Source organism: Flavobacterium chungnamense, from assembly GCF_039539165.1.
In the GTDB taxonomy this organism is placed as follows: Bacteria; Bacteroidota; Bacteroidia; order Flavobacteriales; family Flavobacteriaceae; genus Flavobacterium; species Flavobacterium chungnamense.
Genome location: NZ_BAABCS010000011.1, coordinates 1 through 7,213, shown reverse-complemented (window position 1 = coordinate 7,213; position 7,213 = coordinate 1). Strand labels below are relative to the sequence as shown.

The 7,213-nt window shown below is 36.9% G+C and carries 2 protein-coding genes; both read right to left on the bottom strand.

Going from position 1 to position 7,213, the window contains the following annotated elements:
• Window positions 1–5,904 (bottom strand): beta strand repeat-containing protein (locus ABD771_RS06055; protein WP_345092124.1); only part of this gene is annotated, 5,904 nt, incomplete at its 3' end.
• Window positions 5,898–6,200 (bottom strand): hypothetical protein, encoded by a 303-nt coding sequence (locus ABD771_RS06050; protein WP_345092121.1) that lies wholly within the window; start codon window positions 6,198–6,200, stop codon window positions 5,898–5,900. The genes ABD771_RS06055 and ABD771_RS06050, both read right to left, overlap by 7 nt.
• Window positions 6,201–7,213 lie beyond the last annotated feature (1,013 nt).

Here is a 7,213-nt window from a genome sequence, read left to right as displayed (position 1 = left end):
TGTGTTAGTAGTAACTACCGTGTAAGGATAATTTACAGACCCAGATTGTGGAATTTCAGTATAAGTTTGCAGAAATTGATCATGTAAATAAGCAGGAATTCCATTAAGATTTTCTCCTTGAGCCACTATCGTGTAATTGGTGCCTCTATATTGACTTATACGAATGGGTATAATATCAGAAGTGGTTGGTTGCATTCTTTTCTCAATGCTTATTAAGGCACCATTATTGAAAGTAGAGAACATTTCATCAGGATTAGCAAATTTTGCTGCATCGTTTTGATCTACACCATTATTGTTTGAATCATCAAAGAATACTATAGAACCATCTAATGGAGTTTGATTTAAGGCTAACGAGTTGCTATCATACAATTTCATTTTAATATTAGAAGTTGCGCTTGTACTTTGATTTGCATTTTTAAATACCGAATTATTTGAACCGGATAAATTTTTATAACTTTCTTCAAAGGTCATAGTTGCTCCACCATTCGCAGCTGTCCTTACAAAACACGCTTGACCTGGTTGTAAAAATTTATTTGCTGAACCAATGTTAGGAGTTCCGTTCGTTGATGATAAATCTACAGAAACATAGGCTCCTCTAGTATTAAGCGTTGGATCCCAAACATAGTAAAATAGATTGTTAAGGTTTGTAGCATTATCAAGAACCGTTTTCATATTTACTGGTGCTTGATAAGGATTTCCAATAAAATTATATGCAAATGCAGTACTACTTAAATTTGAGGGTGCAAAAGTTCCAGTGTAAAGTGTACCAGTTGCTCTTAAGGTTGTTGGAGTAGCTGTTGGGCTTGTAAGGGACATGTCAATAGAACGATCACCTCTGACGTTTATACGGTAAGGTACACCTGCATTTAATGTATTTACGTTAGTATTTGCTACAGCAGTCCAAAGAGCAGTTGGATTATTAAAAGTAAATAAAGAACTTGCGTTAGAAATTGTAGTATCAAATCCGTTGGCACTTCCACCTGCACCAGTTATATGTGTACCAAATCCTGGATTAGGATTTTGATTGTTTGAAAACGTGGTGTTGCTATTATTTACATTTTCTTGCCAATTTGCTCTTATTGTTGTATTTGTCGTAACAGCAGAACTAGTAAACCTAAAAGCTCTCTTAGCAGGGAAATAACGCTGTGTAGTTACGTTGGTTGCTCCGCTTAAAGTTCCTGTCAATGCACCAAATTCTGCTGTCCCAGTCGCATCCGATTCAAACAAAACTGGTCTTGCATTAAAATTTGCCGAACCAGCAACAGTTAATGAGGCAGTTGGCGCAATAATTAAAGATGCATTTCCTTCTAATGTTAACGAACCTGAGTTTCCAACAGTAAAGTTAACATCAAGTGTTGGTGTTCCGCTGGATATAGTAATTATAGAAGTGTCTAATGGTACACTACCACAAGACCAATTGGCAGTATCACTCCAAAGACCAGTTGTTCCTACCCAATTGTTGTTGTTTGAAACGGTCATAGCTCCAGAAACCTCACTAATAGCATTTTCTCCACAACCATTGGTTATAATGCAACGATAGTAATTTGTACCTGCACCAACATTAGATGGTGTAAATGAATTTGTAGTACTTCCTGTTCCATTCACAGCAGCAGTCCAACCTGTTAAACCATCGCCACTTTGTTGCCATTGAAACACTAAATTCGTTCCACTAGCTGCTACTGAAAGTGCACTAAAAGAAGTTCCATTAAGACAAGTGCTTTGAGCGCTTGTAGAAGGTTGAGAAGTTATAGAAGTTGCAACACAAGGCCTGATTGATAAATTATCTATACCAATACCTTGACCATTAGTTGATCCGCCATTTCCAGTAAAGGTCCAAAGAAAATAATATCGCTGACCTGACTCAATAGATAAGTTATTTAAAATAACCGTTTTTGATATTGCTGTTGGAGGGTTAAAAATAGTTGTGTTATTTGCGTCAGCACTATAAGATTGATTACCTCCCGTGGCAGCAATAGTAGGACTAACGTTATTTCCATGAAAGAAAGTCCAATCAAAGGCCCTACTTCCCGAACGATATTTTTCATAATCCCAGTCAATTTCTATTGAGTTTATAGTACTCTCAGTAGTATTTAGTACAGAAGCTACAATATATTGGGGACTTGAAATACTACCTGTATTTAAAATTCCGAGTGCTCGATCTGTAGCTGATGCCGTAACGCCATTCGCCCAATTTATTGTTCCACCAGAGCTTGTGCCAGTTACAACCCCAGTGCCTGATGTACCGTAAGCGAATGTTGCAGTACTTGTCGCACTTGTAAAATTATTACCTCTACGAACACCTATTGGAAGACTGGCTGTACCGTTACTTCCCATACTATCAAAATCTTCAACTACTGAAGCACCAATGTTTGTTAAAACTATAGCTGTTGTATTTTGAACTACTATATTTCCAACTAAATACGTAATCGAATAATTAGAAATGAAGAATGTACCGCCTGTTGCAGCAGAAGGAATTACCTGATTGCTATAAGTACCAACTGCAGCTCCTGCTCCGGCACCTGTTCCATAAGTAATAGTTACAGAACCAATAGTTTGACCCGATATCAAACCATTTGATGTGAACGCTGTTGAACCAGCACCTCCAGTTAAAGTTGTGCCAAATTCTTTGGTTACATTATCTGCAGTTACTGTAAGTGATTTTGCGGTAATGTCACCATTTGCAGAAGTGGTCGAAAGAGCATAATTAGCTGCTACACCACCATTACTACCATTTCCAAGTACATAGGTAATTGTTGCTGATTTTCCAGTTCCAACATTTGCATCTTGATAAACCCCAGTTGCAGAAGTAATACCGACAGTTTCACTACCAACAAAGCCAGTTAAAGTACCAGCTGTTATAGTTCCTGTAGCTGTTGTTCCATTATAAATTTTAGAGGCAATTGTTGCTGCTGTTATACTTAATGATTTTGCAGTAATATTTCCCGAGGCAGTAGTATTCGCTAAACTGTAATTGCTAGCTAAACCACCATTTAAACCATTTGCTAAAGTGTAAACAATGGTCGCTGTTTTACCAGTACCCACATTGGCATTGGCAAACGTTCCTGTAGCTGATGAGACCGAAACCGTTTCCGAGCCAACAAATCCAGATAAAGTGCCTGCAGTTACAGTGCCACTTGTGGTATTACCATCATAGGTTTTAGAAGCAACGGATTCCGCAGTTATTGATAATGTTTTTGCTGTGATATTTGCTGTTAGATTAGTTGGCTGGGTTAACGTGTAGTTACCAGAATTTGCTCCACTCAAAGTTGCAGTAGAAGTTACTGCTATACCAGAACCAGTATTTACTTGTGCAAATGTACCTGTACCTGATAAGGTTACTGCATCTGGCACAATAACACCGTTTAAAGTACCCGTAATAATTGCTGTAGTGGTGGCATCATATATTTTATTTGTTGCAGCAGGGCTTGTAAGAGTTACTATTTTTGCGGTAATGTCTGCCGATAATCCAGTAGGTTGTGTTAAGGTATAGTTACCCGCACCTGTACCACTTAGTGTTGAGGTAGAGGTAACACTAATTGCGGTACCAACACCTGTTTGTGCAAAAGTACCTGTTGGAATTAGCGAAACCACATCTGGCGAAACCACACCAACCAATGTACCACCTGAAATAGTAGCAGTATTAGTTCTATCGTATGTTTTATTGCTAGCACTAGCACCAGTTACGGTTAAAGCTTTTGCTGTAATGTTTGCTGATAAACTTGGTTGTGTTATAGTATAATTGCTACTTGGTGCCTCAAAGCCTGTAACTGTTATTGTTTTTCCAATACCAATTGCGGCATTCGTAAAACTATAATTTGCCGTTCCTACTATTGCAAAACTCTCCCCATTTACAAAACCGCTGTATTCAGCAGTTCCGGTTACTGTTGCTGTAGTTGAACCGTCATATACTTTGTTAGTACCTGTTAAGCCATTAATGGTTAAGTTTTTAGCAGAAACAGAACTTGAAACCGTTGCTATATTTTGCGAAGTAGCACCCGAACTTGTCAATGTAATATTTCCTGAGTAAGGTGATCCTACTACTGTTGCAACAGTTCTTAATCTCACATAAATAGTTGTATTAGCGATAATTCCTGCATATCCAATGATTAAAGGAGCGCTATTTGTACCGATTGTAGTTGAAAAATTAGAAGACGTTGCTACTTCAAAACCTATTGGTGGTGTAATTGTAATTCCCTCATTCATCGCAGCACCAGATACAGTAAAACTAGTTGAAGTACTAGGTGCGCCATAAATCGTTGAAAGACCTGACAATGAACCCGTCACAGTTATTGTTGGATTTGCCGGAGCTTCCTCAACAGTTATAGTTCCTGAAACATAGGTAATATCATAATTGGACGCTAAAAACGTCCCTGCAGTAGCTGCAGATGGAGTAACTTGATTCAAATAAACGCCAGGAGTTGCGCCATCACCTGTGGTTGCACCGGCACTTCCGTAAGCAATCGAAACACTGCCGATTGATTCACTTCCTACTAAGCCAACGCTTGAAAATGCCGTCGAACCTGCACCATCTGTAAGTAGCAATCCAGCTGTTTTGGTGACATTATTTGCTGTTATGGTTAATGTTTTTGCGGTTATGTTTGCGGTTAAAGAAGGTTGAGTTACAGTGTAGTTTGATGATGGAGCAGAATAAGATCCTGTTCTTGTTAATACTATATTCGTTCCGACATCCGCGTTTGGGAATGCCCAAGTAACTGAACTTGATGGAGTGAAAGATTCACCATTCTCTAAACCTGCATATGCTGCAGTTCCTGTAACAGAAACTGTTGTATTCCCGTCATAAACTTTATTGTTTCCTGTAAGACCTGAAATGGTTAAGTTTTTGGTACTAACAGTGCTTGAAACCGTTGCAACATTGACGTTAGAGGCACCTGAACTGCTTAAAACAATATTTCCCGAATATGTTCCAGGGACAGTCGTTACTGCTAACCGAACATATACTGGTGTACTGGCAATAGTTCCGGCCGCACCAACTGTGGTTGTTGAACCAAAACCACTACTTGCAGATTGTGAAACTTCAAATCCAGCTGGAGGAGTTACTAAAATACCAGCAGTCATGTTAGCACCTGAAACATTAAAAGTTGTATTGGAAGAAGCGGTTCCATAAGTGGTGGAAACGGCGGTAAGTGTTCCTGTGGTGGAGATGGTACGGGTTACCGAGGCTGGAGTTACATCAGCCCAAGTTGTACCCACCATAATAGCATCGATAGTTCCCGCAGGAGGGGTGCCTTGTCTGATAGCTACTGCGTTTAGTGCTGTAGCATCTGTTCCAGCAGTTGTCGTTTGCAAAGCAGTCCCTGCAGCAGCCTCTGTAGCAGCAAAAGCGGGCAGTACCCATAAATCACACTGATCATTTGAAGTGCCACTAATAAATGTATATTTAACCACTAACATATATGTAGTTCCAAACGAAAAATTAGTAGTTGCCGCGGTAGGCGTATTTGACTTATTTACCCCGAATCTTAAATTACCACTGCTATTAGTTGCCAAAACCCTTACGGTAATGTTGGCACCAGTATTAAAATGTAAAAAATAATCCGCTGAAGCTGCTGAAGATATATTTACTAAACAACTCATGTATACTGTACCCGAGTTTTGAGAAGTAAAAGTTCTGTTTACATCTGCAACTCCATTAGTAGCTATTGTTACAGCTCCCCCAACACCACCTCCGGCATGTCCTGAAAAGGTGAGACCCGTGTTAGTGTATTGAGGATAGAAAGTGGATCCACTATGAGCAGTCCAGTTTGTTGTCGCTACATTAATATTTCCAGCAGTTGAATAATTAAAGTTTTCAGTCAATAATTGGCCCCAACTCAGATTCAATCCCATCAAAAAGATAGTAAGGAAAAGAAGGGTTTTTTTAAACGATTTGTAAAATTTTAACATAAAAAGTATTTTTTGATAGTTAGTATGGCTTTTTGAGTATTTTCTGTTTGCGATGTAGCCGTTAAAACGATTGGTGCAGCTGTGGTAGTACCTCCTGTTCTTGCATAATTAGTGCCAACAAATGGGTAAGAAATAGCATTTGATTTATCTGTTTGTCTGGTATTTGAAATTTTGCTTTTTTCGAAGTTAAGTGCTACCGTTTGCCCCCAGACATTTATCGTAACTAGGTTTAAAAACCCCATCAATAAAAAATACCTTCGCGGTACTATTGCATTTAAAAAAGTAAAATTCTTCATAAATATATTTTGTTAGTAGATTAAAAATTAAATTTGTTGTTATGGGTTTTATTATCAAAGCGAATTAACTTTTTAAATAGTCTAAAAATAATCCGTTTCGTTATTTAATTTTATTTCATCGTAAATCCTAGGAAATAAAAAAGATAAACCAATTCAACGTTAAAAATTGAATTTTTTTAAGATAATTTATAATACCAAATCCTTTAAAGCATCTATTTACTACTTTAGTAAAAAATTAATTCAAAAAAGTAATCAAATTAGCATTAAAATTCAAAAGCAGGCAAAACTATAAAATTAAATTGTTTAACACAACATTTTAGTGTTACCATTTTATTATGAAATGATGATATTACCCTAAGTGTGGTTATTCCATTATTATCTCCTTTTTGGGAAGTAAATGCTGCAGACATGATTTTAGCATTTGAACCTGAAGTGGATGCGATTGTAGTTCCATTCCAAGTTTAGGTTGTCTTCCCACAAAGGGACAAAACAACCAATAACAAAATCAGAAACCCAAAAGCTGATACAAATTTATTGAAAGAAATTCTACTTATAGTAAAAACTGTTCGGATAATATTATTCATAAAAATCAATTTTGTTTAGGGACTTACAGCTTGTAAAAGTTATCTTATATTAGTTTTTGGTTTTATTTAATTTGACTAATACTTAAATAAAAAAAAAGAATTCACACGGATAACACCCTTGTGAATTCTATGAATTTAAAAATAAAAATTGCAGTCAAACTTATTGAATAAATAATTATTTTATTATTATTTATATTACAATAAAAAAGGTAATAAAGATGCATATACTTTTATTGTAAAACTTAAAAATAATTTTTACTGCCTTAAATGAACTAAGCATTTTTACTTTTTATTATCTTATGTTTGTTGGTTATGTAGGCACCCAAAATTATTCCTGAAAATATTAATAGTCCTAGTTTGTCGTCTATGGGCAAAACAGGTGTGTTGTCTGCTGTGTCTTCTTCAAAAGCAGGAGGCGGAGCTTGCCCT